The 3,463-nt window shown below is 70.6% G+C and carries 5 protein-coding genes; 3 read left to right on the top strand and 2 right to left on the bottom strand.

Annotation, left to right across the window (positions count from 1 at the left end):
- Positions 1-191, top strand: a 191-nt coding sequence (locus tag ACOADB_RS16305; RefSeq protein WP_378600637.1) for a hypothetical protein, incomplete at its 5' end; no start/stop codon positions are given.
- A gap of 9 nt (positions 192-200) precedes the next feature.
- Here ACOADB_RS16305 and ACOADB_RS16300 read toward each other — a convergent pair.
- Together ACOADB_RS16300 and ACOADB_RS16295 are read right to left on the bottom strand one after the other, a co-directional pair.
- A complete protein-coding gene (locus ACOADB_RS16300; RefSeq protein ID WP_378600635.1) occupies positions 201-734 on the bottom strand; it encodes a ferritin in 534 nt (177 codons plus the stop codon).
- A 21-nt stretch (positions 735-755) separates the two neighbouring features.
- Positions 756-959, bottom strand: coding sequence for a hypothetical protein (locus tag ACOADB_RS16295; RefSeq protein ID WP_378600633.1), 204 nt, complete (start codon positions 957-959; stop codon positions 756-758).
- A gap of 83 nt (positions 960-1,042) precedes the next feature.
- Here ACOADB_RS16295 and ACOADB_RS16290 point away from each other — a divergent pair, with 83 nt between their 5' ends.
- Together ACOADB_RS16290 and ACOADB_RS16285 are read left to right on the top strand one after the other, a co-directional pair.
- Positions 1,043-1,402: an ArsC/Spx/MgsR family protein gene (locus tag ACOADB_RS16290; protein ID WP_378600631.1), complete on the top strand. Its 360-nt coding sequence runs from the start codon at positions 1,043-1,045 to the stop codon at positions 1,400-1,402.
- A gap of 135 nt (positions 1,403-1,537) precedes the next feature.
- Positions 1,538-3,463: hypothetical protein (locus ACOADB_RS16285; protein WP_378600629.1), on the top strand; the 1,926-nt coding region annotated here is incomplete at its 3' end.

The raw sequence follows: 3,463 nt of genomic DNA, 5'->3' as shown, positions 1-3,463 counted from the left end.
GCGAGAGCTTCTCCCGGGTCTACTTCCGCGAGATGTTCTTCAACATTGCGCTGCTCTGCATCGTGCTGGTCCTCGGAACGATCGGCGGTCTCGTCGCAGACGGGATCGGCGGGATCGTTGGCGTGGCCCTGGGCGGTGCCATCGCCGTCCTGCTCTACCGCCGCCGCCACTCCGGGCCGGCGGCGGCCTGACCCGCAAGATCAGGCGGCGGGGCCGCCGGCTGCGGGAGGCGCGGTCGGGTCCGTGGCGCCGCCACCCTGCTCACGGGCAATCCACTGCTCGATCGCGTTGATGTCGTCCTTGCTGCGGGTCACGACGGCGAGCAGGTCGTTCATGGTGGCGACCTCCTCGACCTGCTCCTTGATGAACCACTGCATGAACTGCTCGGACGCGTAGTCGCTCTCCTCGCGGGCGATCCGGAGCAGGCCGTAGATCTGCTCGGTCACCTTCTTCTCCTGCTCGAGGGCGAGCTGGATGGGAGCCGTGATGTCGGCGAACTCCGACACCGGGGCCTCGACGCCGGGGATGGCGACGGCCGCATCGGTGTCGAGGAGGTACTGCACCATCATCATCGCGTGCTCGCGCTCCTCGAGCGCCTGGGCGTAGAAGAACGCCGCGAGCTGGGGCATCGTGAGCGAGTCGTAGTACACGGCGCACGAGAGGTACTGGTTGTGCGCGGCGAACTCGTTGCCGATCTGCGTGTTGAGCTGGTCGGTGAATCGAGGGGCAGCCATGGCCCCAACCCTAGCGAAGGGTCACGCGGCCTTCTGCAGGCCCTTCTTGGTGACCTTCTTGCCGTCCGCGCGGACCAGGACGCGCTTCTTGACGGTGTAGCCGGAGGGCAGCGTGCCTTCCTTGAGCATGCGCAGGGGGCAGCGGCCGCACTTCGACTTCGAAACGCAGCACTTCGTCTTGGGGAGCTTGCGGAGCTTCCCCTTCGACTTCTTGTCCTTGCCCATGATCCGAGAATAAGTGATGAGGCTAGGCAGACCTAACCAACGTGGCGGGCGTCACATGTGGCCCGCGTCGCTAGGGTGCGGCCGTGATCGAGATCTGGCTCAACCCGTCCTGCTCGAAGTGCCGCACCGCCGAGAGCGAGCTGCAGTCATCCGGCGTGGAGTACGTCGTGCGCCGCTATCTCGATGACCCGCCGACGGTCGCCGAGCTCGAGGACGTGCTCGCCCGCCTGGGCCTCGAGCCCTGGGACATCGCCCGCACCGCCGACGCGTCCCGGCTCGGGGTGAGCCTGCCGGCCCGGGACGCCGCACACCGCACCGAGTGGCTGGACCTGATGAGCGCCGAACCGAGGTTGCTGCAACGTCCGATCATCACCGCAACCGACGGTACGACGGTCGTGGGCCGCGACCCCGCGTCCGTCGCGAGGGTGATCGACGCGGGCTGAGGCCCACCGACGCTGGAGGGCGTGCCCGGTCGGGCGGCCAGTTCTGCCCCATGGTCCGTTCCGCGAGTGGGACGATGCGGGAAGGATCTGTAGGACAGATCTGCAGGACAAGAGGCCTGACGACAGGATGACGTGGTGGCCGAACGGGTTTGCCGGACATGTGGCACGCCGGAGAACGGCGAGGCCGCGTTCTGCCATGTCTGCGACACGTATCTGGGCTGGAGCGTCACCAGCACGTCCGTGCCGTCGACGGGTGGTGGCGCCGGCGCCCCGCCTCCCCCGCCGCCTCCCCCGCCGGGCATCCGACCGGACACACCGGTGCGGCCGCCCGTCGATGCGCCGCGTCGCGATCGGGTCCTGCCCCCGGCGGCGTCGCTGACGCAGACCGAAGTGGTCGTGTCGCCGGAGGCCCCGGCGACGTTCGAGGTGTCGATCAAGAACGATTCGACGATCGTCGACTCCTACGAGATCCACCTGGCCGATCCGCCGAGCTGGCTCACCCTGGTCCACAGCGAGAGCAACCTGCTTCCGGCCACCGTGCGCACGGTGCTGGTCACGCTGGCCGTCCGACCGGGAGCCACGGCGATCGCGCAGCGGGTGAAGGTGCCGATCGTGATCCGGTCCTCGGTCGAACCGGCCCAGGCAGCGCCGCTCGAGATCGAGGTCGTCGTACCGCGGGCGGGGCCGCAGGCCCTGGCCAGCGCCCACCCCCAGGTGGTCCGCCTGGCCGACGTCGCCGAGGGAACGTTCACGCTGCACCTCGACAACCGGGCGGCCAACTTCGCCCGTCGCTACCACCTGAGCGCCAGCGACCCCGAGGACGTCGTCCGCGTCGGGTTCGTCCCGCCGGCCGTCGACGTCCCGGCAGGCGGGAGCGCCGAGGCGACCGTGCGGTTCACGGCTCCCGCGCCGGCACCGGGCAAGGAGCTCTCCCGGCAACTGACCGTCGCCGCCACCGACCCCGAGGGCGCGGTCTCGGTCGCCGTCACCATCGCCCAGAGCACCGCGGCCCCACCGGACAGCCTCCCGGTCCGGGTCCGGCTCGAACCGGCCGCACCCGCGCTCGTCGACACGGGGACGACTGCGGTCAACGTCGTCCTGGACAACCGCGGCGGCCATGCACTGGTCAAGTTCAACCTCAGCGGGCGGGATCCCGGCGGCAAGGTCCGGTTCCAGTTCGACCACACCCGGGTGGCCGTGCAGGGCGGGACGATGGGCTACGTCCGGGTCGTGCTCGAGACGTCGCTGCCACCGCGAGGGGCCACGGAGTCCCGGCCGTTCTCGGTGACTGCTGTCACCGACGACGGCCACGAGGCCGAGGCCACCGGAACGCTCGAGCTGTCCTCGCGCCCCGACCCCATCACGTCGGCAGCGCTCCACATCCATCCCGAACACCTCGCCACGAAGGGGCGCAAGGGCAGCTACGCGGTCGACGTGGACAACCGGCGCGGTGCCGAGCCCCTTCACGTCCGGCTGAGCGCCGCCGACGAGTACGGCACGGCCCGGCTGGCCTTCCAGCCCGACGTCCTGCTCGTCCCGCCCGGCCAGACGGCCCGTGCAGGTCTCGTGATCGAGCACGCCCGTCCCGCCGGCGGCGCCACCGCGTCGCGCCGACTGCAGGTCCGGGCGACGTCGGTCACCGGAAGCATCGAGGCAGAGGCCACCTTCACCCAGCACTCGGAGAACAACCGGCGCCTCTGGGCGGTCCTCACCGTGCTCCTCGGCGTCTGCCTGCTCCTGCCCGGAATCATCCTGTGGGCGGTGGCGCCCGAGCTCGACAGTGCCACGATCGAGTCCGCGGTGCGTCAGGTCGCCGACGAAGCAAACGCCGGCCAGATGCCCGGTTCCGACGCCGTGAAGACCACCGCCGCGGGCGGCCTGCTGTGCCTGCTCGTCCTCTGCACCGGCCTGATGCTCCTCGGCCTGACCGGAGGCGGACGCCTGGTCCGCGCCGCCGCCATCGTGGCAGCGGTCTGCGGCGTCGGCGTACTGGTCGCCAGCAGCGTCCCGATCGGCCTGCCGTTCGTGGTCGCCGGGTCCGTGGTCGCCTTCGCCGGCGGC

Source organism: Nocardioides sp. CPCC 206348 (genome assembly GCF_048654705.1).
Lineage (GTDB): Bacteria > Actinomycetota > Actinomycetes > Propionibacteriales > Nocardioidaceae > Nocardioides.
This window is presented reverse-complemented; position numbering and strand designations above follow the sequence as displayed.

Excerpts from the sequence above, each read along its gene's own strand:
- ACOADB_RS16300 (WP_378600635.1), bottom strand. The coding sequence starts at position 734 with ATGGCTGCCCCTCGATTCACCGACCAGCTCAACACGCAGATCGGCAAC.
- ACOADB_RS16295 (WP_378600633.1), bottom strand. The coding sequence starts at position 959 with ATGGGCAAGGACAAGAAGTCGAAGGGGAAGCTCCGCAAGCTCCCCAAG.